Source organism: Mesorhizobium sp. RSR380A (assembly GCF_054719385.1).
Genome location: NZ_JBTTIB010000001.1, coordinates 1,184,934 through 1,205,690 on the forward strand (window position 1 = coordinate 1,184,934; position 20,757 = coordinate 1,205,690).

Sequence of the window (20,757 nt, forward strand, 5' to 3'; positions counted from 1 at the left end):
CCATGCTGCATTCCCATGCCGAAATCCGCCGCCGCATCGATGCGCTCGGCCCATGGTTCCACAACATGGAACTTGCCGGCGTCCAAACCGCTCCCAACCATTTTCTGGGCAACTACCCGCTGATCAAATGGCGCAAATTTGCCAATGCCATTCCCGCTGATCTGACGGGCAAGGCGGTACTCGATATCGGCTGCAATGCAGGATTTTACTCCATCGAGATGAAACGGCGAGGTGCTGACCGTGTCCTCGGCATCGATTTCGATGACGCCTATCTGGCCCAAGCTCGCTTTGCGGCCGAGGTTGCCGATTGCGAGATCGAATTCCAGAAGCTTTCGGTCTACGACGTCGGTTCGCTGCGCGAGACGTTCGATGTCGTGCTGTTCATGGGGGTGCTTTACCATTTGCGCCACCCCTTGCTCGCGCTCGACCTGATCCGCGAACATGTCGCCCGTGACCTGATGATCTTCCAGTCCATGCAGCGCGGCAGCGCGGATCTGCCCGAGTTGGAAGAAAACTATCATTTCTGGACGCATGACCTGTTCGACCAGCCGCAGTTTCCCAAGCTGCATTTTATCGAGCACCGCTATGCCGACGATCCCACCAACTGGTGGATTCCAAACCGCGCCTGCACCGAAGCGATGCTGCGCAGCGCCGGTTTCGAGATCGTTCTGCACCCCGAGCAGGAGGTCTATTTCTGCCGCGCAGCCGGGGACCCGGCCGGCGGCGGCGCCATCTACCCCTCGAAAGGACAGCTCCATGATTGAAGCCGCCATGATCTGGAACGAGCCCAACAACAAATCGCATTGGGACCCAGAGCTCGATCCCGATTGGAGCCGCTTTGCCAGGATGGCGATCTTGTCGGCTGACGCAATCGCGTCGGAGAACCCGTCTTTGACGAAAGTACTCGGTGGCATCTCGCCGATAGATCCGGGCTTTATCACCCGCATGAAGGAATTCGGCGTGCTGGACCATGTCGATGCCGTCGCCGTGCACGGCTTTCCGCTCGACTGGAACCTGTGGCAGATCCACGAATGGCCACAGAAGATCGGCGAGATCGCGACCGTCACCAACCTTCCCATCTGGGTCAGCGAAGTCGGCGTATCAACCTTCGGCGCGGAAGAAATCCAGGTTTGGGGGCTCAAGCGCACCGCTGAGTTGCTGATTGGCAACGCACCACGCATCCAGTGGTACAGCCTCTACGATCTTCCGCGCGAATGGGAAGCAACGACGCGGCATCGCGAGGCGGAGGGCTCTTCTTACTATCGACATTTCCACATGGGGCTGCTGCGCCAGGACGGCACGCCAAAACCAGCGCTGGAGGAGTTCCTGCGCTACTCGCCCGCAATGGGGCTGGTGCAGTGGTTTCATTTCGAGGACCCCCGGCTGGACGATGCCGTCGCCTGGATGAAGCGGCTGGGCGTCACCAATATGCGCACGGGGCTTTCCTGGGCAGACAGCTTCCGGCCGAACGCGCTGGACTGGTTCGACCGGCAGATGGAGGCACTCGCCGATTTCGACGTGACGGTCACCTTTTGCTTTACACCGCAGCATCGGGGAATGATGCCCCACCACACCAGCCCGCCACTGGTGCCGGAGGAGTTCGCGGAATTCTGCGCAACCATGATCCGCCGCTATGCGCCCGGCATGACGTCCGCTTCGCTCCCGACGCGGCGGGCCTCGGCAGCGTGAAAGTGTCATGCTGCCATGCATCAGACGCCTGACACATTGGACGAATTAGCGGCATCATCGACAGGTGGTGCGGCATACGGGACCGAGGCGCAACCAGCCGCGGCGCTCACTATCCTCAATGTCGCCTACCCTCTCGCACCCGTCGGACCCGATGCTGTCGGCGGTGCCGAACAGGTTCTGTCGATTCTCGATCGGGGGCTGGTTCGCGCCGGCCACCGCTCTATCGTCATTGGCTGCCGCGGCTCCAGCGCGAGCGGTACCCTTGTGGAAATACCGGCTGAAAACGGCGTGCTCGACGAGGCGGCGAAGAGCCGCGCGCAGCAGGCTCATCGCAAAGCGATCGCCGCTGCCCGCGCCCGATGGCCGATCGATGTGGTTCATCTGCACGGCATCGATTTTCATGCCTATCTGCCCGACGATGGTCCGACCCTGGTGAGCCTCCACCTGCCCTTGGACTGGTATCCGGCCGAGGCTCTGCGACCGACGCGCGACGACCTGTGGCTCCATGCGGTCTCGCCCACCCAGCAGCAAACGGCGCCACCAGGGGCCAGACTGGTGGCGCCGATTCCCAACGGCGTTGACATCGAAGCACTGAGCCTGGTGCAGCCGAAGCGAGACTTTGCCCTGGTTCTCAGCCGAGTCTGCCCGGAAAAGGGCATTCACCTGGCCCTGGACGCGGCCAAACAGGCGGGCGTGCCCCTGATCATCGGCGGCAAGGTCTACCCCTACGAAACACATACGCGCTACTTTCGCGACGAGGTCCAATCCCGTCTTGATGCTCGCCGCCGCTTCCTGGGCCCGCTCGGTTTTAACGCCAAGAGGCGCTTTCTCAACGCAGCCCGCTGTCTGGTCATTCCGAGCCTCGCCGCCGAGACAAGCTCGCTTGTCGCCATGGAGGCCCTCGCCTGCGGTACCCCGGTGGTCGCATTCCCGAATGGCGCGCTTGCGGATGTCATCGAGCACGGCAGGACGGGCTTTCTCGTCAACACAGTCGACGAAATGGCCCAAGCCATTCTTGCGGCGCCCAGCCTGGACGCCGAGGCGTGCCGGGTGGAGGCGCGACGGCGGTTTTCGCTGGAACGGATGATCTCGTCGTATATGGCTGCCTATCAGGCGCTGGCACAACTTGGCACAGATTGCCGGCGCTTCGCTGCGGCACCGTGAGAAAAGCAGTGTTGCGCAGCGAAATCATCGATGACCCCGTAAAATTCGATGCCTTGACGCCGCACTGGTGGAAACTATGGGAGCAGAGCTCCTCTGCGACGCCGTTCCAATCCCCCGCCTGGCTGGTGCCATGGTGGCGCGCATTCGCACCCGGTGAACTGGCGACAGTCGCGGTCTGGCGTGGCGGCGATCTGGTCGGGCTGGCGCCACTCTATCTCGAGCATGGAACGGCCGGTTCGAAGCTGCTTCCGGTCGGTATTTCGCTCAGCGATTATCTGGACATCCTGGCTGTCCGGGATATCGAGGCGGCGGTCGTGTCCACAATTGCCGAAACGATCTGCTCGGTCGGGTGGTCACAATGGATCTTGTCTGATCTGCCGCAAAACAGTGCCGGTCTTACGATCGCGCATCCCGGTTTAACGGTCGAGAGGCCGGCAATTCATGCAGCCTGCCCCGTGCTTGCTGTTGCCGGCGACGAAACATTGGCCGGCTGCGTTCCCGCTCGGCGCAGGCGCCAGTTGCGCCGGGCGCGCCAAGCGGCGTGCAGACGCGGCCGGCTCGCGTTGGCGTCAGCCCGGGGCGACCAGAACTTCCTGAACCAATTGATCCGCCTGCACCATGCACGCTGGGTTGGACATGGAGGTGGTGTATTGGCCGACCCCGCCGTGCAGCACTTCCATGGGCTTTCACTTCCCTTGCTCGATGCTCACGGTCTGGTCCGATGCTGGTTGCTCGCGATCGATGGCACGACTGTCGCCGCCTATTACGGATTTCACCACCGCGGCCGCGCCTATGCCTATCTCGGCGGCCTCGATCCTGCTTATGCCGAGGAGAGCCCAGGTGCGATCCTGATCGGCCACGCGATCGCGGAGTCGATCCGCGAGGATGCGCGCGAGTTCGACTTCCTGCGCGGCCAGGAAGCCTACAAATATGGCTGGGGCGCCGTCGACAGGTGGACGATGCGGAGGATCTGGACGCGGAGTTGATGTCATGAGTGTGCTCGCGCAGCGCCGGACATCGGTCAGACGGGCGGTCGAAGGTTGTGTGGCCGGTGGTGCCTGCGCCGAAGCTGTTCTCGTCAGGCTGGCGCTTCACCTGCCGCCCACAATTGAAGCGGCGGAATTGGCGGAGGTCGTGCTGAAAGTCCGTCCGGCGGATACCGGCGATGCTGAAAGACTGCGAAAGGTCGCTGGACTGCTGCGCCACAAACCGGGCGTCCTTGCCACTTTGCGAGCGACAGGCGGCGCCGTTCGGCATGAACGCGGTAACGGCGAGACGGATGTCGCCGTGGTCAGGAGGCTGGCCTCGAGTTTTGATGCCGCGGCAGCAATTTCGACAGCCGCAAGTGTCCAGTTAGGATCCCTTGGCGATGACGAGCGGCTGACAGCCATGACCGACGAAATCGTTGAATGGCTCGAGGCGCGAGAATTCACCGGAATTGAACGAGACATTCTCGACATCGGTTGCGGCATCGGACGTTTCGAGCGCGCGCTGTCCAATTCCTTCAAGCGGATGGTCGGCATCGACATATCATCGCGGATGATCTCTATCGCCTCCGAGCAATGCGAAGCGCTCGGCAATGTCGAACTGCGCCAAACCTCCGGTCTCGATCTGGCCGACTTCGACGACGACAGTTTCGATTGCGTGTTGGCGGTCGACAGCTTTCCCTACCTGGTCCTGGCCGGCATGGCTGAGCGGCTTTTCGATGAAATTGCGCGCGTTCTCAAACGGCCGGGCCGGCTCGCATTGCTGAACTATTCTTATCGCGGATCGCTTTCTTTGGACCGGGCCGACATCGGCCGTCTTGCGCAAGCTCACCAATTGCGGGTCGTCATCGACGGCGAGAAGCCGTTTCGGTCATGGGATGGCGACGCCTTCCTGCTTGCTGGGTGAGACGGAACATTACAGCGCGATGCCGGTTCGGGCGTCGGCACCGATCGGTGTCCTGGATTCGAAGGAGGAGATCATGGCATCCGGCGGCAAAAAGCATTTCGGCCAAGGCAGCCAAGGCAAAGGTGCCGGCGCCGGCGCAATGACCACCTTGGACAAGGACAAGATCGAGGAAAACGCGGTTTTGTCCAACCGCGACAGGAAGCAACATGGCCGAGAGCGCGGGCTGGACGGCAATCGAATCAAGTCCGATCAATTTCAGGATCACGCCGCAAACCGGTTGCTGAAGGACTGACGCCACCGCGCCGCGTCTTGCCGCGGCACGGAGGAAAAACTGTGCAAGGGCCGCCGGTGAGCCTCTCGGCGGTCGACAACGCCTTGTAGTGCCGAGCGCTCATCATCAGACTTGGATCTAGGGATGCTATCAAGAGAACGTGATGTCTCATTCGAGCGACGATACCACGGATCTGCTTGTCGAGATGGCAGTGGATCAGGAGATTGCTTCCCTGCTGGCCGCCATAGAGCAGGAAAAGATACCAGACCGCCTATCCAAGCTGGCGATCCAATTGCAAAATGCTCTCGTCGAGAAGCGTCGGCGAGACGTGAAGAGCTGATTATCTGCGGCTGTCGACCTCTATATCGAGCTGACCATCCGACAGCTGATTTCGCCTTTCTATCAATGTCTGCAACGAGCTCTCCCCGAGTAGCTCAAGGATGTTGGCGCGGGCACGGTTCAGCCGGCTCTTGACCGTCCCTACCGCGCAGCCGCAGATTTCGGCGGTTTCCTCGTAGCCCACTCCTAAAACGCCGATCAGCATCAGCACCTCGCGCTGATGTTCGGGCAGCTTTTGGATGGCGCCGTGAACTTCCTTGCTCTGAACGGTCCATTCCTGGGTAGCTTCCGAAATCGGTCTCGAAGACGCGCAGTCGAGAAGGCCTGGCGCTTCCCGTGCAGCGATCTTGATCCGGGTGTAGTAGGTGTTGCGCATGATGGTGAAGAGCCACGACTTCATGCGTGTACCAGGTTCGAACTTGTCGATGTTGGCGAGCCCTTTGGTCAACGTTTCCTGCACCAGATCGTCGGCATCGTCTGGAACGCGGCAGAAGGTGCGCGCGAAAGCCCGCAGGGCAGGTATCAGATCAACGATGGAAACGTCATTGGTTTGTTGGTCGGCCAAGAGATAGCCTCCGGATGACAATGGTCCAGCTCCCAGAAGAAAGAGTGAATGAACGAAGCCAGAGCTAAATGCATGGAAGTTTGGTTCGTTCCCGCCGTTGGAAACAACTCTTCGAAAATTCCACCGGGCGCGAACACGCCGACTACGGTCTTCCCCCAACCACGCCCACTTCAAAGGAACGAAACACCATGCCGAGCTTCATTCCCGGGAAGTCTCGCCGGTGCGTTTGGCTGTGCAGGGCATGGACCGAGTCGTGCGGCTGGTAACGCGCAAACCACTGCTGACAAACCTATTGGCGAACCACGTGGCGAACTCGGCTACCATCGATACATAGCGATAATGGTTGGCCGGAGACATGTTAGAGTCATTAATTTTGTTAACTTATTGGCGCGGGTGAAATCCAGCAATCGGTCGTAGTTGCCGGGCGGTCGGCCAACGAACATGCTCGTCCAGCACTTGCTCTATTCTGCCCTCCGATCGGGCTAAGCCGATGAAATACCGGGTTGATTCACCCCTCACGACGTCGCCGAACGGCATGCTGTCGCGTACAATCTGCAGCTGCTCTCCGAAGCTGGCTGTTGCGGTGCTGTGCAACTCGCTTTGGCGAAGATCACGGATGACGATCAGCGCTTGAGTGAGCGCCCGAACCGGTCCTCGATCCGCGACTGAAGGAACTCGAGCCCCATCGAGAGCAGCCAATAGATCATCGAGGCGGTGATGAGCATCTCGATGTGGCGGAACTCGGTCTGGCCCTGCGTGCGTGCGAGATACATGATCTCCCAGACCCCGACCACCGAGACCAGCGAAGAATCCTTCAGCATCGCAATGAACTGGTTGCCGGTCGGCGGCACGATGACGCGCATCGCCTGCGGCAGGATGACCAGGAACATCGTCTGGTTAGCGCTAAGGCCGAGTGCCGTAGCACCCTCGGTCTGGCCGCGCGAGATGCTTTCGATGCCGGCCCGGAAGATCTCGGTCATGTACGCGCCGTAGCAGAGCGACAGCGCCATGATGCCAGCCGGCACGGCGCCGATCACGTAGCCAATCTGCGGCAGGCCGAGATAGATGATGTAGATCTGCATCAGCAACGGCAAGCCACGAAACAGAGAGGTATAGAAGGTCGCCAAGCCATAGACCACGCCGTTGCGGGAAAGTTTGGCGATGGCGCCAACGAAGGCGATGAGGGTGGCGATGGCGATCGAAATGGCCGAAATGTAGAGGGTCGTCACCACACCCTTCGAGACGAGGAAGCCGATCTTCTTGGCGATGAACGCGAAGGACAGGTCGAAGGAATAGAAAAACAACATTAGCAACACGAACAGCTCTATCCAAACTGCCACAATCTGCTGTTTGCGGCTGAGATACCGCAGCGCGTTCCAGTTCGCCACCAAGATCAATGCGATCAGCACCGCCGAGACCGCCCGCCCGACGTCCGGGTTGGCGGCGAGCCACTCGACCGACCCCGGAACGAGCTTGCCGAGCCAACTGGCTTTGATGCCGAGCCCATACAGGCCGGCGGCGATGGCGGCGAGCACGAAGAACACGCCAACGCGGCGCGCCGCGTCCGGGTGGTTGAGCAATAGTCGGCCGATCACGTCTTCGATCTCCCTGCGGTCAGCGGGCCCGCTCGCGCCACCAATCCTGCGCCTGCAGCTTCCAGTAGGTGAGTTGCGCAACCGCAAGTCCAGCCGGGCCGCCCGCCCAGGCAAGGCCGAATGGTGCAAACAGCCGGTAACGGTCCGATTGTCCCAGTATGGCTTCGGCGATCAACTTGCCGGCGATCGCCGTGGTGTTGATGCCATGGCCACCAAAAGCCGTGAGGTACCAGACGCCCGGCTGCAACGGGCCTATCTGGGGCATCATGTGCCGGGCATAAGACATGAGCCCGGACCAGGCGAGTTCGGTCTTGAGGTGTTCGAGCTGCGGATAAGTGGTGACCATCTCACGGCGCAATTGCCTCGCCAACACGCCCGATGAGGCTGCCCGGGTGGTGATGCGCCCTCCCCAGAGCAGCCGCCTGCCGCCTTCGACAACACGGTAATAATCGCCTGCGCGACGGTTATCGCCGACGGCGTCGGTCGTCGTAATCGCCTTGGCGATGAGGTCAGGCGCCTCCTCGCTCACCATAACGTAAGTGGCGATAGGCAGGAATGCCCGCTGCAGCCGGCCGACCAGTGGGCCCGTATATCCGCCGGTGGCAACTACGGCCTGGCGGGCGCGCACTTCGCCGCTGTCGGTACGCAAGATCTTTTCGGCGCCGTCAAGGTTGGCTTCAACGGCAGCCGTTCTCTCGTATATCCTGCCGCCCAGCCGCTCGATCTCGCCAGCAACGGCGCGCAGATAGTTAAGCGGATGCATGTGGAAGGCGCTGGGATCGCGCAGGCCTTGGTGGTAGCGATCCGAATGCAGCACCGCTCGCACCTGGTCGCGATCGAGATAGTCGAGCCGGTAGTCGAAATCCCGCGCCAGTTGCTCGGCATATGCCTTGAGCACGGCGCCGCCATCGTGGCGAAGCACGCTCAATATACCGGAGCGCGGCTCTGCCGCCTTGACGTCGAGATCGCGGATCGTCTGCCGCACGAAGTCGACGCCTTCGATGGACAGGCGGTGCAGTTTTTGTGCCGCGTCGACGCCGGCCATCGCGGCGATGTTGTCGGTGCCGGTGGCGAAACCGGGATTAACGAAGCCGCCATTGCGACCGGAAGCGCCGAATCCTATCCGCTGCGCCTCAAGCACGACGACCTGCTGGCCGGCGCGAGCCAGCTGCAACGCCGTCGTCAGGCCGGCCAGTCCGCCGCCGACAACGACTGTCTCGCACTCGGAAACGCCGCTCAGCGGCGGTCTGATGGTGTTGTCGGCAAGCGTGCGTCGGTAATATGTGTCAGGACATGTCATGATCAATATGATGAGGTGGCGGCACTAGAGCATTTTGCAGGCAGGCGGAGCCGCCCGGTGTCGTGGAAATGCGGCTGAAACAAAACAGATGGAGCGGGATGTTCAATTGAATGCACCCCGCTCAAGCTTTATCCACGATGCCTCTCAGTCAGAGCTGTAATCCTTGCCGTACCACTTGGTGGTCAGTTTCGCGAGGGTACCGTCCTTCTTCATCTCGTCGAGAATGCCGCCGATCTTGGCATTCCACTCGGCATCACCTTTTTCCGCGATCACCACCAGTGGCTCACGGAAGGCATAGCCGCCTTCCAGGACACGCAACGGGTAGCCGTTCTTTATCGCGTTCTGAGCCGTCTGTTCTGGTGCGATGACCGCGTTGAGGCGCACGCCGTCGCCGAGCCTCAAATCGTCGAACGGCAGCATTGAGTCAGCGAAAGTCCTGATCTCACCGGGCTCCAGCTTGTATTCGATGGGCGGCAGGCCGGGAGCATCGATCTCGAGTTGTCTACGGATGAAATCCTCCGACGTGGTGGCGGTCTCGACGCCGATGATCTTGCCGTTCAGGTCGGCGACCGATTTGGCCGGGCTGTCCTTGTGAACCACGTAAACGTAGGGGCTATAATAATAGATGCCTTCGAAATCGATCAACTTGGCGCGCGCTTTGGTCGGCGTCACCGAGCCGACACCCAGATCGTAACGTCCCTGCCAATGGCCGCCCGTCATCGTCGCCCAGTCCGGCGTATCGAAACTGACCTCGACACCGAGGCGCCTTGCGATCTCTTTCGAGACATCTATGTCGAAGCCGACCAACTGATTGCTGTCGTCGAGGAAACTCTGCGGCGGCCAACCGCTGTTTGTGGCGACCACCATTGCCTTCTTCGAGGTAACCCGGTTGATGGTTTCACCCGCCGAGGCCGCAGACGCGAACGCGAGCGTGGTAGTGGCCAAGGCCAGCCACGCGATCAATTTCCTCACTTGAACCTCCCTCTTCATCGTCATTCAGACATATGCTTCCCAGAGCGCGCTCCCGTAGAGAAACAGCAATTGAGAGCGCGGCATGAGATCGATCTCATATCAGCACACATATCGACGAGGGGATCAAGTCCTTTTTCAAGTAGCCAGTTGTCCTCCGGGGGCGCAAAGCATCGGCACCCGCACGGTGCGGCGGAACCCGCGTTTGATGTGATGCGCGTGACTTTCAAGACAGAGGAAACGAAGATCTACTTCAACCTATCACATCATTGCCAGATGGGCGGCACAGGATGGCTTGCTGTCTACGAGTTTCCGATGTTCCGGTTAAGCATGGGTGCGCGGCACACCGGCAGCAGCACCAGCAGGATGATGGCGGAGTCGACCCAGAGGACCCTGTTCACGCCTATCGTGTCGACGATCTGACTGGTCGCTAGGGTACCCACGGAGATGGCAAGATTGAAAGTGAAGCAGTAGATGGCCGTCGCGGTCTCCGCGCTTTCTGGTGCTGCACTCAGCACCCACGTCTGCAGCGTGATGGGCGCCGCGCCATACGCGAAGCCCCACACCAGCAGCAGGATGGTTCCTGTGAGCGGCGTGACCCCGAGCAACGGGAAGAGAGCCAGCGTGGCGCCGAGCCCAATGACGATGCAGGCCAATGTGCGACCGACGGATTTGGCGGCCCAGACGCCTGCGACGGCGTTGCCAATCATTCCGAGAATGCCATACCCCAACAGTAACCAACCTATGCTCCCTGCAGTGACGCCCGAGACCTCCAGCAACACCGGGCTCACGAAAGTGTAGGCACCGTAGTGGGCAGCCACCAGCAGTGCGGTCGCAACCACGCCCGACAGGAGGGCGGGATTGCGCAATTGCGCACGCAGGGCTTTCACCTCCACAGGCTGCGCCGCCTCCAGCTTCGGAAGCACAAGCAGGGCGGCGAGCAGTATGGCAAAGCTCAGGCCGGCGAGAGACCAGAACGCGCCGCGCCAGCCGACTAGATCACCGATGATCGTGCCGGCCGGCACGCCCAGCACCGCAGCGGCACTTACACCGCCGAAGACAATAGTCATGGCGCGCGGCACGGACGGTCCAGGAACAAGTCGTACTGCGATGCTCCCGGCTATCGCCCAAAAGCCACCGATGGTGATCCCGACGAGCAGCCTGGACGCGAGCAGCACGGGAAAGTTCGTTGCGAGCGCTGAAATCACGCTCGCCGCAGCCATTACAGCGAGCAGGCCCGCCATCAGAATACGCCGGTCGAGCCTCCCCACTGCCAACGGCAAACCGATAGAAGCGAACGCCGCAATTACGCCGGGTATCGTCACCGTGAGACCGCCACTCCCAATAGAGACATTCAACTCGGAAGAAATTGCCGGAATCAGCCCCACAGGGAGTTGCTCCGCAGTGATCATCGAAAAAATACCCAGCGATACAGTGAGCACGGAGAGCCACATGCGAAAAGTGGCTCCCTGTTTCTCCCGAAGGGCTGCTTTGGTCAGAGACATGATCACCTCCAGCCCGCGAGAAGGCACTCGACGCCAACGTTTCGGGCAAACGTTAGAGAGACGGATCGGGCAATTGATCCCGGCCTGGTTTCAGATAATCTGTCCACTGCGGATTGATAATCGAGGGAGATATGGATGGTGAATTCACGAAACGTGAATGAAAGAGGTGATTGCAGTTGGACCGGCTGACCAGCATGACCGTGTTTGCCAACGTCGTCGGTGAAGGCAGCTTCGCTGGAGCGGCCAAGCGGATGCGACTATCGCCAGCGGCCGTGAGCAAACATGTCCAGATGCTGGAAGAGTGGCTTGGCGCACGCCTTCTCAACCGGACGACCCGGCGCATAAGCCTGACAGAGCTCGGCGCCTCCGTCTACGAGCGCAGTCTGCGCATAATCGAGGATGTCGAGGAAGTTCGTACGAGCGCGGCCGAGAGCAAGACACGTCCCACCGGCTCACTGCGTGTCAGCGCGCCGATCTCCTTCGGCGCGATGCACCTTGGGAGAGTCGTTGCAGAATATCTCGCGGTCTACCCGGAGGTGTCGGTTGAGTTGGTGTTGGACGACCGTGTGGTTGACATCGTGGAAGAGGGCCTGGATGTCGCGGTACGCATCGCTCCACTCACGGTTTCCAATCTGGTTGCTCGCCGAATCGCGCCTTCACGCGAGGTGGTCTGCGCTTCGCGCGATTATCTGGACAGACGCGGGCGTCCCACAAAGCCGTCGGATCTCCACGACCATGATTGTCTGGACTACGCGTTGCGCGCCAGCCGCGGAAAATGGCGGTTCGACGGACCAAAGGGGGAAGTGGCGGTAAAAATCACTGCACGGATGACGGCAACGAACGGGCAGCTCCTGCGCGATGCGGCGCTGGGTGGAGCAGGCATAGTACTTTGCCCCACTTTCCTTGTTGGAGAAGCCATTCGTTCGGGCCAACTGGAGACAGTGATGCCCCAGTTCAAGCCGGTAAGCCGGTCGATCTACGCGATGTACCCGTCAAGAAGGCATCTTTCCGCCAAAGTTCAAAGCTTCGTGACGCTTCTCGCCGCCCACTTTGGTGAGAACCCACCTTGGGACAACTTTGGACCATGACGACTGGAATGTTGAGCCCAGAGGCCGCGCGCACTTGCACGGCCTTACTGTGCATGGGACCAGCACCCAGGGCCAAGGGGCGGTGCATATCGAGCCGTCCAGCACCTTTTCGAGACTGAAGCATCCGCTATTTGCCGACGGTCATTCGCTGAGGCTCAATCCACCGCCCATGCTAAGCGCCGCCACAGCGCAAGTTGTAGCATCTGCGGTGTCTCTGGTTCTCTGCGGCCACCGGCGGAACGGGTTGTAAGCAGGCGCGTTCCTCCAGCGTCAAGCTTGGAGAACATACCATGGATGACGAGCTGCGCCTGAAGTTACAAGAGCTGAGCCAAAGCATGCAAACGCGAGCGGCCGAACTTTCGACGCTCGGCGGCAGCGCAGACATAAGTACGGTGATGTCGGGGATCGCCGTCGCTCTGGAGGCGCTACTGGTGATTGCCGAAGAGATGAAAACGCCACGTTCCGGCCCTTCGGTCCTGCCCGACGCTACATGAACATCTCCGATCGTTTGGGAGAGGCTCCAGAGCGAGAGCGCCTACCGCTCACCAGCAAATCGCTCGCCGAGGAACTGGCTTTAATCCACATTCTGGGTTGGAGAGTGGAGAGCGCAATCTACTCGGTGGAGTACTCCAGGTGGGGTGAGCGTCGGCAGAAATGGATTTTGCACTCGACGATGCCTTTTGGGTAATCGGGGACGGCCTTAGGACGGAGGACCACGATGGCTTGGATGGCCGCAATTTGCCCGATTACAGATGAGCAGGCGCTCGTTAATTCGGAGACAGTTGGTGACATCCGGGAGTTTCGCTGTCCGAGTTGCGGCGACTTCAAAATCACGAACTCGGCCACCGCGATGTTCAAAGGCCTATCGGCAGAACAGAAGTTGGAGCGCTTCGAATACGCTAGAGCAATCGCGGGCGACAACGCGATCACAGTGACGACGGAACATGGATCTATCGATACCGAAGATCAATAGAATACCCGCCCGATAAGCCGGTTCCCAGCGCATCTCCTCACTTGCTGCCCTGAGACCATTTGACTGCCGGTCCAGGTAGTGGGCAGTTTGAAAGTAGAAGCTCACGTCAACATGGCCAGACCATTTTTACACTGCCGATCTGCGCGGCCAGCAACGCCTCTCGTGAGGGGCAAGGCATGGGCATCAAACGTCTCGGACCGGTCGGCAGCGTAAGGCTGGTTGCCTATGATCCCCTACCGGCGAATGGAACCAGATCTGCCACAGCGCGTCATAGAAGCAGATCAGGTGCGATTTAACGTAAGGAGTGAAATCGATGATCAGGCTCCTTCTCCTCCTCGCCATTGCACTCGCCTTCGCATGCGGCGGGACGGAGGCGGCCAAGCTGGACCTAGCCGCGGTAAATCAGGCGCAATTCTCCGCCGGCGATCCGAAAGGGCTCGATCCTGCCGTGCTGAAGGCGCAAATTTTTTTGGATCGTGCGCGCTTCTCACCGGGGCTCATCGACGGCCGCCTTGGAGAGAACTTCGCCAAGGCGGTCAAGGCCTTCCAGGCGTCGAACGGACTGGCGCCAGATGGCAAGCTCACCCAAGCGACTTGGGACAAGCTGATGGCAACCTCCACCAGCCCAGCTCTGGTCACCTATGAACTGACCCGCAAAGATGTACGCGGCCCCTTCACCAAACGCATTCCGGGGCGCATGGAGAGGATGGCTCGCCTGAGAAGGCTTGGCTATCACGACTCGATCGAGAAGCTGGCGGAGCGCTTCCATGTGAGCGAACCATTGCTCAGGAGGCTAAACCCAGGCACCGGATTCAGGAAAGCTGGAACCACGCTGCTGGTACCAGATGTTGGCCGGGGTGAACCTCCCGCCACCATTGCCGGCGTGGAAGTCGACAAAGGCGCTCATCAGGTGCGCGTGCTCGACCCCTCCAATAAAGCGCTTGCCGTCTACCCTGCCTCGATCGGGAGCGACGAGAAGCCGGCACCAAGTGGGCAGGCAGAGATCCAAAGGGTGGTGCACAACCCGACCTATCACTACGATCCCGATTTTGCATTCAAGGGAGTCAAAACCAAGCGGCCCTTCACCATTGCTGCCGGCCCTAACAATCCCGTGGGATCAGTCTGGATCGACCTCTCCATCGAAAGCTACGGCATTCACGGCACGCCCGAACCCGGCAAGATCGGGAAGACCTTCTCTCACGGCTGCATCAGGCTCACGAACTGGGATGCCGAGGACCTCGCCTCGATGGTCCAAAAACATATGAAGGTGACTTTCAAGGACGAGTGACGCAAGCCGTCGCATCCCTCGATGGTCGCCGAAACAAGATGTCCGTCTGTGCCCGTGACAATTGCATCTTGCGATCCGCTGGATCCGATCAGCGGATGCTCCGGGTTCGGGGTGTCAGGTCAAGCGGCGCCATTTGCACGGATGGCGGCGAACCAACCACCATGGCGGGGGCGCCAGATTGCTCACCACGTTGGCTCTCTACTTCGCGGCTCATACCTTGTTGAGCAGCTTGCATCTCCGGAACGGTGAAAACCGGCACCTCGCCCTTGAAACCCTGGAGCTCAAAGGCGCCCGCCTGGACGACCGGCATCGATGCTGCTGCCGCAAAGCCGGGTCCAAGCACCAGGGGGATGCCCAGCTTCTTGGTCGTCGATTCGAGCCGTGCCGCGCGGTTCACGGGGGAGCCGATCGCGGTGTAATCGAAGCGCCGTTCGGAGCCGAAATTGCCTACCGAGCAGATGCCGGTCTCGATGGCGACGCCGATTTCGATGGATCGATGGCCATCCGCGGTGAAGGCGGCGTCTTCGCGCCTCACCCGCTCGATAAGGGCAAGGCCCGCGTCCAGCGCACGCTCACGATGATCGGGTTGATCTAGCGGTGCGTTCCAGAAGGCCAGTACCGCATCGCCCATGAACTTGTCGATGGTGCCGTCGCGCTTGAGGATCTCATCGGTCGCAATGCCGAGGAAATGGTTGACCACCTTGGCGATCTCTTGGGTGTCGAGCTGTTCGCTCATGGTCGTGAAGCCACGTATGTCGCTGATCAAAATGGTGATCTCGCGCTTCTCGCCGGACAGGATTGCCTCGGTGTCCGAGCTTGCGAGGCGCTGCACCACGGAGGGCGACAGATATTGGGAGAACTGTCGCGTCAGGGTGGACCGGCGCTGCTCGCTGCGCCTGTAGAGGACATAGCCTTCGAAGCCCGCAACCATGATGGTTGCAAGCGCCGGCTGCAGCGGGTCATAGAGTGCACCCTGCAGGCTGTACTCGAGAGCGCCGAACACGAACGGCGTGACGGCCAGCAGCGCCAGGGAGAGGGCGCCAAGCACGACACGCCCGGCGAGCACTCCGGAAACCCCGATGAAAACGACGGCACTGAGGAGAAACCAGAGCCGCTCGAGCATACGCGCGTGCGCTGGCTCTGCCAGGAAGCGCCCGGCAAGCATCTGGCCGATCGCATCGGCGTGGATCTCCGCTCCTGGTCGCGCTGGACTCGTCGGCGTGGGCAGGTACTGCGTCAGGCCCACAGCCGACAGGTCGACAATGGCGATGGCGTCCCGCAGCCGCGGATCGCCATGGCCCGAAAGGATAGTGCTGGCAGACAGGCGAGGCGTGTCCGTGGCGGTTTCCCAGAGGCGGATGCTCCCCTCCGGCTCGAGCGGCACAATGGCGCCTGCCATCCTGAGTGCGTCGAACCCGGCTGCATTCATCCGGGCTGTGTAACCGTCCTGTCCAGCGTAAAGGCGCAGGAGCTCGAGTGCGAAAGACGGCCACAGCTGCGCGCGTTGAGGGGTATTGCGAAGCCAGAGCAGCGGCACATGGCGCAGTACGCCGTCGGGATCGGGCAAGGTGCGAATCACGCCGAGGCCTGCGGCGGCGTTCGAGAATTCGGCAAGCGAGCCGGTAAGACCGGTGAAGCCGGGAAGTGTATCGGGCACTTGCCCGACGATCGACCAGCCGGCTTTGGGTTCTGCTTCTGATACCGTCGCTTCATTGCCCAGGCTGACGGCAAGCGCCGTTCGACTTTTGGACAGCGCCGCTGCCAGGCGCTTGTCTCCGGCGATGCCCTCAGGCGAGGTGTCAGCCTCGGGGAGTACCAGCGCAAGCCCGACCACCGCCGCACCGGATTGCGTGATGCCATCGACCAGATCGGCCAAGAGGCCACGGTTCCAGGGCCATCGCCCATGTGCCTTGAGGCTGGCGTCGTCTATCGAGACGATCACGACAGGATTGCTCGTCGCCTGACGTGGGGCGAGAAACTGATAGAAGTCGTACGTCCGCTCACGCAGGCGCGACAACGGCCCGTCAAAAGCCAAATGGCAAGCGAGCAGCAGGAGCACGACCAAAAGGCCGGATATTTTGCGCCTGCCGGCTTGCCGCCAATCAGCCCAGCGCCTACCGACCGAGTGGCTCATCTCGTGCAGCCAGGCCTAATCGCAGTTGTAGTAGTAGCAGCAACCCTCACCCTCACACTCGCCCCGCCGGCCCCCGCTGCCCGCAGGTGGCGTTGGGCTGTCAGGGAATTCCATGACCACTCCTGGCAGTGCGCCGTCCCTGGACCCGCAGACTTTGAGCGAGGAGCCTAGAGCCGACGCACAAATTGCGCTTACGTCCAACCCAGGACCCGGTGCGCCCGGCAGGCCGGTTCCCGCTATCCGGTCGATACTGTCCAAGATCGGGAAGGCGTCGATGCCGCCGTAGCCGGCCAGAAGCTTGCCATCGTCCGACGTGCAGGCGTAGCCCGGGTTCGTGATGACCAGCCGTTTGCCATTGATCGTGCAGGTCATGCGGCCGGCGCGCAATATGCCGACGGTCTGGCCGGCTGCCACCAGCACTTCGATGATGCCGCCTCTCGCTCCGAGCACCATGTGCGGCGTCGCAACCTGCATGACGCCCCCTTTCGAAACCTGGCCGCCATAAAAACGGGCCAGGCCGCTGTTCATCCCGATGTCGATCTTTCCCGACCCGGAGCCCGGATTGTAGACGAACTCATCGATCGTCAGGCTGGTGTTTGGACCAATTTTGGCGCTCGATTCATCCCGGAACACCAGCATTCCGAGACCGGTGGGATTGCTGCGCAACTGGTCGCCGAGTTCGACGCCGGCGCCAACGTTCATCGTCCCGCCGTTATTGCGGACGATGATGGTCTGATAGGCCGTCATCGACCCGACCGTCTCAGCAGCGGATGGTGCCGCGAAGGCGAGGCAGGCGACAAAAATGACGATCTGAAGATACCTCATCGCGGCCTCTTTCAATTGAGCGTCAACGTATAGCTCATGAGCATTTCGAACGATTTTCGGTCGCGGTTGGCGAGGGCGAAGTTGGTTTTGCGGTAGGCGAGATCGACGCTGATCTTCTGCGCTTCCGTCAGCTGAAAATCGCTTTCCGAGGCAATGCGCCAGAAGTCGCTCTTGATATTTGTGCCGATGCCGACGGACAGATCGGGAGTGTCGCTGTGGCCGGCCGATAAGGCGATCTGGTGCGACCATGCGAAAAGATCCGGTACCTTCATCAACAGGCCGCCATAGCGGACCTCGCCCGTATAGCTGCGGCTGATTTCGCCCGATCCGGAAGCGAAGTCATTCGAGCCGACAAAGCGCAAGCCGAGCGCCTGGCCATTGCGGAAGCGGTAGCTGCCGCCTGCCTCATAGAAGACCCTGCTATCGGCGAAAATGCCTTGCGAGGCGCTTAGATCGATGTAGCCGCCACCGGCGAAGAGCGTCGTCTCGACCGTCGGGCGAACGACGAAACGTCCACTGAGGCCGATACCGGTTTCGTAAATATCGCTGTCGAAACGATCCGTAACGGTGAACGCGGAAAGCAGCAGGCGCAGCGAATCGATCCCGCTGTTGGGCAGTCCCTTGTCCCAGGTAATTGCTGCGTTGCCGTGAATAAAAGTCTTCTCGCCACCCGGAACCGACAGGTCTTCCGTGAAGAGACGCTCTGTCGCGGTCAACGACCCCGAAAGAACGAGCGCGTCGGCACTTGGCGTGCCGAGGTCCCACCGCACAAAACCTTCCGCCTGCCCGTAAGGCGAGACGAAGCTGTCGTCGTCCTGCGCCCCGCCTGGCTCAAAATCGGTGAATGCGCTGAATACCCCGCCGGTCAGGGCGAGTTCCCAGGTGACGCCACGCAACGCGCGCTCGATGTGGGCGAGCAGGCGAACAGCTTCCTGTTGCTCACTTGCGGTCAGACCTCCGACTTCGATGCCGTACTGCACCTGCCGCCGGGCCAATTCATAGGACCCTACATGATAATACAACCGGCTGGCCGCAAGCCGGGCGCGCGCATCGCGCGGGTATTGGATCAGATACTGCTCGATCGAGGAGATCGCCTGATCGTATTGCCCAGCATTGACCGCAACCGTGACGAATTGGGCGAGCGTTCCATTGTCGGCCGGACTGGCGATGCGGGCCGCAAACGCATCGTCATAGGCCCCAAAAAGACCTTGTGCGCCGGCCGGCAACACGCCGGCACAAAGCAGCGCTGCGGCGACGCCGAAGATCGTTCGAAACGAAGATTGCATGCCGAGAACCCACCCCAAACCCGACTAGTGCGAGAGATTTAGCACGACCGCAAGAAAAAGGCGACTGAACGGTCGCCGGACTTATGCGAGTCCTCAGCAGCTGTTGCAGCTGCGCAACAAGATATCGGGTTTATTCCTATTTCGGCTGCGCTGATTGTCAAAAACTCTTCTCGACATTGCTGCACGTGATTGAAGTATTTGGCCCAAGGCTTAACAAACTCAAATCTCATCAGTAGTGGATCGCCCAGCCGAGAAGATTAATATTGGGTGGGCGATTCTGCGTATCTGGTCACCATGCTTCAAGGTGACCCACGGCTTCTCCAAAGGCCTTCCGTCGCGTTTCGCAAGGGGCCGGAGAGCTGCCGAAAGGTGTTCTCACGACGCGTGTGCGATTCGGCCTGGGTCTTGCAATTTCTTTAAACGCGACGAGGTCAGCTTGTTGCCTCCGACTCCAGGGGACGGGTCAGCGGACGCAGCTTGCTAGAGCACGAGCATGGTTGCCAGCCCCAGCATCAGGCCCATGCCTACAATATCGGTCACGGTGGTGAGGAAGATCGCCGAGGCGACCGCCGGATCGGCGCCTACCCGGCGCAGGCTCAACGGGATCAGCACGCCGGAGATGCCGGACATGAGGCACGATCCGGACATGGCAAGCAGGATCACAAGTGCCAGCATCGGCGCCTGCGCCGCCGACGCCGGTTGCATCGAGGCATAGAACCACATCGCCGCAGCCGCAACAACGCCGACGAGCGCGCCGTTGGCGGCCGCGAGCGCGCCCTCTCTCATCACCAAGTGCAGCTTCGGTCGTTTGTCCACATCCCCCAGGGCAAGGCCACGCAGCGTCATAGCCAGTGCCTGGCAGCCGGTGTTTCCGCTCTGCCCGGCCAAGACTGGGAGAAACGCCGCCAGAGCGACGATCTTCTCGATCGTGCCTGTGAACGAACTGACCACGAATGCGGCCATGAAGGCCGTCAGGAGATTCAACTGCAGCCACGGATGACGCTTCAGGAAGGCTGAAAACAGCGGCGTAAAAGAGCGCTCCTCCTTCTGGAGGCCTACCATCTGTCCAGACTGGGCGGAAATCTCGATGATTTGCTGCTCGAACAATCGCCAGCCGCGAACCTGCCCGAGCAGCCGGTTCTCCGCATCCACCACCGGATAGACAGGATAGTGACGCCGTACCGCCGCCTTGCATGCGTTACTCAAAGAGAGACCGACATCAAGAGCGAACGGCCTGGGCAGCATGATGTGATCGACAATCGCGTCGGGTTCGCTCAGCATCAGATCGCGCAGGACCGCCAGGCCAACCAGTTTATTGCCCTTGTCCGTGACGTAGAGATAAGTGAGCTCGGTCGGCACCAGGGCGCCTCTGACAGCTTCCACCGCGGCAGCAACCGTCGTCCCGACAGGAACGCTGGCGGGGATCGGGTCCATCACCTCGACGAGCGACTCGGGGATCGCGAAACCCATGTCACCATCATGAGAGCTGATGGGCCGCATATGCAGTGGCAAATGCTCGGCCACCTTACGGGCGTGCCCGTCAGGCAACAGCTTTAGTGTGTCGCGGATGAACTCGGGAGACTCTCTAGCGAGCAATTCAGCTGCGTCATCAGGTGCTCGAGCACGCAGCGTGCGCACCAACTTCTGAACGCCGGTCTCTTCGTTCATATGATATGGCCCCCCAATTGAAAGTGAAAAAGTTGTGAAGTGTCGGATCGCACCGGGGCGGAAATACGACAGTTCTTCCGGCCCAGCAGTCCGCCTTGTGGTTCTCGCAAGCGCCGCCTGCACGCTCCTAGCTTGAGAAGGCAAAGCAGACGTCTACATTTTGGGCGTGCCCTCGTCAGGTCAGCATGCGAGTGTCCGCGCTATT

General features: G+C 60.8%; 20 protein-coding genes. 11 read left to right on the plus strand and 9 right to left on the minus strand.

The window, feature by feature from the left end; all coding sequences use genetic code 11:
• Positions 1-2 precede the first annotated feature (2 nt).
• The 7 genes from ACYG9Z_RS05755 (at position 3) to ACYG9Z_RS05785 (ending at position 5,357) form a co-directional block, all read left to right on the plus strand.
• On the plus strand, positions 3-764 hold the full coding sequence (locus ACYG9Z_RS05755; protein WP_023681093.1) for a TIGR04290 family methyltransferase: 762 nt from the start codon (positions 3-5) through the stop codon (positions 762-764).
• Positions 757-1,689: a glycoside hydrolase 5 family protein gene (locus ACYG9Z_RS05760; protein WP_023681092.1), complete on the plus strand. Its 933-nt coding sequence runs from the start codon at positions 757-759 to the stop codon at positions 1,687-1,689. The genes ACYG9Z_RS05755 and ACYG9Z_RS05760 overlap by 8 nt, the downstream gene beginning before the upstream one ends.
• A 15-nt stretch (positions 1,690-1,704) precedes the next feature.
• Positions 1,705-2,853, plus strand: coding sequence for a glycosyltransferase (locus ACYG9Z_RS05765; protein WP_023714678.1), 1,149 nt, complete (start codon positions 1,705-1,707; stop codon positions 2,851-2,853).
• Positions 2,854-2,861: 8 nt separating this feature from the next.
• A complete protein-coding gene (locus ACYG9Z_RS05770) occupies positions 2,862-3,839 on the plus strand; it encodes a GNAT family N-acetyltransferase (protein WP_023714679.1) in 978 nt (325 codons plus the stop codon).
• Positions 3,739-4,746 carry a class I SAM-dependent methyltransferase gene (locus ACYG9Z_RS05775; RefSeq protein ID WP_245259913.1) on the plus strand — a complete coding sequence of 336 codons (1,008 nt, stop codon included), beginning with the start codon at positions 3,739-3,741 and terminating at the stop codon, positions 4,744-4,746. The genes ACYG9Z_RS05770 and ACYG9Z_RS05775 overlap by 101 nt, the downstream gene beginning before the upstream one ends.
• Positions 4,718-5,038 carry a hypothetical protein gene (locus ACYG9Z_RS05780; RefSeq protein ID WP_460222882.1) on the plus strand — a complete coding sequence of 107 codons (321 nt, stop codon included), beginning with the start codon at positions 4,718-4,720 and terminating at the stop codon, positions 5,036-5,038. The genes ACYG9Z_RS05775 and ACYG9Z_RS05780 overlap by 29 nt, the downstream gene beginning before the upstream one ends.
• 142 nt (positions 5,039-5,180) lie before the next feature.
• On the plus strand, positions 5,181-5,357 hold the full coding sequence (locus ACYG9Z_RS05785; RefSeq protein WP_023667969.1) for a hypothetical protein: 177 nt from the start codon (positions 5,181-5,183) through the stop codon (positions 5,355-5,357).
• Here the strand turns inward: ACYG9Z_RS05785 and ACYG9Z_RS05790 are convergent, their stop codons facing one another.
• From ACYG9Z_RS05790 to ACYG9Z_RS05810, 5 genes are all read right to left on the minus strand, one after another.
• Positions 5,358-5,921: a sigma-70 family RNA polymerase sigma factor gene (locus ACYG9Z_RS05790; protein ID WP_023667968.1), complete on the minus strand. Its 564-nt coding sequence runs from the start codon at positions 5,919-5,921 to the stop codon at positions 5,358-5,360.
• Between the two features lie 623 nt (positions 5,922-6,544).
• Positions 6,545-7,516, minus strand: coding sequence for an amino acid ABC transporter permease (locus ACYG9Z_RS05795; protein ID WP_023687785.1), 972 nt, complete (start codon positions 7,514-7,516; stop codon positions 6,545-6,547).
• A 19-nt stretch (positions 7,517-7,535) separates the two neighbouring features.
• On the minus strand, positions 7,536-8,816 hold the full coding sequence (locus ACYG9Z_RS05800) for an NAD(P)/FAD-dependent oxidoreductase (RefSeq protein WP_023687784.1): 1,281 nt from the start codon (positions 8,814-8,816) through the stop codon (positions 7,536-7,538).
• Between the two features lie 144 nt (positions 8,817-8,960).
• Positions 8,961-9,788: a transporter substrate-binding domain-containing protein gene (locus tag ACYG9Z_RS05805; RefSeq protein WP_031244125.1), complete on the minus strand. Its 828-nt coding sequence runs from the start codon at positions 9,786-9,788 to the stop codon at positions 8,961-8,963.
• Positions 9,789-10,087: 299 nt separating this feature from the next.
• Entirely contained in the window at positions 10,088-11,290 is a 1,203-nt protein-coding gene (locus ACYG9Z_RS05810; RefSeq protein WP_031244126.1) for an MFS transporter, read from the minus strand.
• Positions 11,291-11,466: 176 nt separating this feature from the next.
• Between ACYG9Z_RS05810 and ACYG9Z_RS05815 the strand changes: the two genes are divergently transcribed.
• The 4 genes from ACYG9Z_RS05815 (at position 11,467) to ACYG9Z_RS05830 (ending at position 14,639) form a co-directional block, all read left to right on the plus strand.
• A complete protein-coding gene (locus ACYG9Z_RS05815) occupies positions 11,467-12,378 on the plus strand; it encodes a LysR family transcriptional regulator (protein WP_023691455.1) in 912 nt (303 codons plus the stop codon).
• Between the two features lie 290 nt (positions 12,379-12,668).
• Positions 12,669-12,872: a hypothetical protein gene (locus ACYG9Z_RS05820; RefSeq protein WP_023667962.1), complete on the plus strand. Its 204-nt coding sequence runs from the start codon at positions 12,669-12,671 to the stop codon at positions 12,870-12,872.
• 224 nt (positions 12,873-13,096) lie between these two features.
• Positions 13,097-13,351: a hypothetical protein gene (locus ACYG9Z_RS05825; RefSeq protein WP_023699977.1), complete on the plus strand. Its 255-nt coding sequence runs from the start codon at positions 13,097-13,099 to the stop codon at positions 13,349-13,351.
• A gap of 313 nt (positions 13,352-13,664) precedes the next feature.
• A complete protein-coding gene (locus ACYG9Z_RS05830; protein WP_023681079.1) occupies positions 13,665-14,639 on the plus strand; it encodes a L,D-transpeptidase family protein in 975 nt (324 codons plus the stop codon).
• Between the two features lie 88 nt (positions 14,640-14,727).
• Here the strand turns inward: ACYG9Z_RS05830 and ACYG9Z_RS05835 are convergent, their stop codons facing one another.
• The 4 genes from ACYG9Z_RS05835 to ACYG9Z_RS05850 all read right to left on the minus strand — a co-directional run bounded on the left by ACYG9Z_RS05835 (position 14,728) and on the right by ACYG9Z_RS05850 (position 20,552).
• Positions 14,728-16,773 carry a CHASE2 domain-containing protein gene (locus ACYG9Z_RS05835; protein WP_084023710.1) on the minus strand — a complete coding sequence of 682 codons (2,046 nt, stop codon included), beginning with the start codon at positions 16,771-16,773 and terminating at the stop codon, positions 14,728-14,730.
• A gap of 15 nt (positions 16,774-16,788) precedes the next feature.
• Entirely contained in the window at positions 16,789-17,613 is an 825-nt protein-coding gene (locus tag ACYG9Z_RS05840; protein ID WP_023691460.1) for a FecR family protein, read from the minus strand.
• Positions 17,610-18,884 carry a tetratricopeptide repeat protein gene (locus tag ACYG9Z_RS05845; RefSeq protein WP_023681076.1) on the minus strand — a complete coding sequence of 425 codons (1,275 nt, stop codon included), beginning with the start codon at positions 18,882-18,884 and terminating at the stop codon, positions 17,610-17,612. Before ACYG9Z_RS05845 ends, ACYG9Z_RS05840 begins: the two co-directional genes overlap by 4 nt.
• A 480-nt stretch (positions 18,885-19,364) precedes the next feature.
• Positions 19,365-20,552 (minus strand): magnesium transporter, encoded by a 1,188-nt coding sequence (locus ACYG9Z_RS05850; RefSeq protein WP_023733226.1) that lies wholly within the window; start codon positions 20,550-20,552, stop codon positions 19,365-19,367.
• Positions 20,553-20,757 lie beyond the last annotated feature (205 nt).

What these genes read in the sequence shown, in the direction of transcription:
- ACYG9Z_RS05765 (WP_023714678.1), top strand. Translation starts at nt 1,705, where the DNA reads ATGCATCAGACGCCTGACACATTGGACGAATTAGCGGCATCATCGACA.
- ACYG9Z_RS05800 (WP_023687784.1), bottom strand. Translation starts at nt 8,816, where the DNA reads ATGACATGTCCTGACACATATTACCGACGCACGCTTGCCGACAACACC.
- ACYG9Z_RS05775 (WP_245259913.1), top strand. Translation starts at nt 3,739, where the DNA reads ATGCGCGCGAGTTCGACTTCCTGCGCGGCCAGGAAGCCTACAAATATG.
- ACYG9Z_RS05755 (WP_023681093.1), top strand. Translation starts at nt 3, where the DNA reads ATGCTGCATTCCCATGCCGAAATCCGCCGCCGCATCGATGCGCTCGGC.
- ACYG9Z_RS05830 (WP_023681079.1), top strand. Translation starts at nt 13,665, where the DNA reads ATGATCAGGCTCCTTCTCCTCCTCGCCATTGCACTCGCCTTCGCATGC.
- ACYG9Z_RS05810 (WP_031244126.1), bottom strand. Translation starts at nt 11,290, where the DNA reads ATGTCTCTGACCAAAGCAGCCCTTCGGGAGAAACAGGGAGCCACTTTT.
- ACYG9Z_RS05850 (WP_023733226.1), bottom strand. Translation starts at nt 20,552, where the DNA reads ATGAACGAAGAGACCGGCGTTCAGAAGTTGGTGCGCACGCTGCGTGCT.
- ACYG9Z_RS05785 (WP_023667969.1), top strand. Translation starts at nt 5,181, where the DNA reads ATGTCTCATTCGAGCGACGATACCACGGATCTGCTTGTCGAGATGGCA.
- ACYG9Z_RS05845 (WP_023681076.1), bottom strand. Translation starts at nt 18,884, where the DNA reads ATGCAATCTTCGTTTCGAACGATCTTCGGCGTCGCCGCAGCGCTGCTT.
- ACYG9Z_RS05835 (WP_084023710.1), bottom strand. Translation starts at nt 16,773, where the DNA reads ATGAGCCACTCGGTCGGTAGGCGCTGGGCTGATTGGCGGCAAGCCGGC.
- ACYG9Z_RS05820 (WP_023667962.1), top strand. Translation starts at nt 12,669, where the DNA reads ATGGATGACGAGCTGCGCCTGAAGTTACAAGAGCTGAGCCAAAGCATG.
- ACYG9Z_RS05760 (WP_023681092.1), top strand. Translation starts at nt 757, where the DNA reads ATGATTGAAGCCGCCATGATCTGGAACGAGCCCAACAACAAATCGCAT.
- ACYG9Z_RS05780 (WP_460222882.1), top strand. Translation starts at nt 4,718, where the DNA reads ATGGCGACGCCTTCCTGCTTGCTGGGTGAGACGGAACATTACAGCGCG.
- ACYG9Z_RS05825 (WP_023699977.1), top strand. Translation starts at nt 13,097, where the DNA reads ATGGCTTGGATGGCCGCAATTTGCCCGATTACAGATGAGCAGGCGCTC.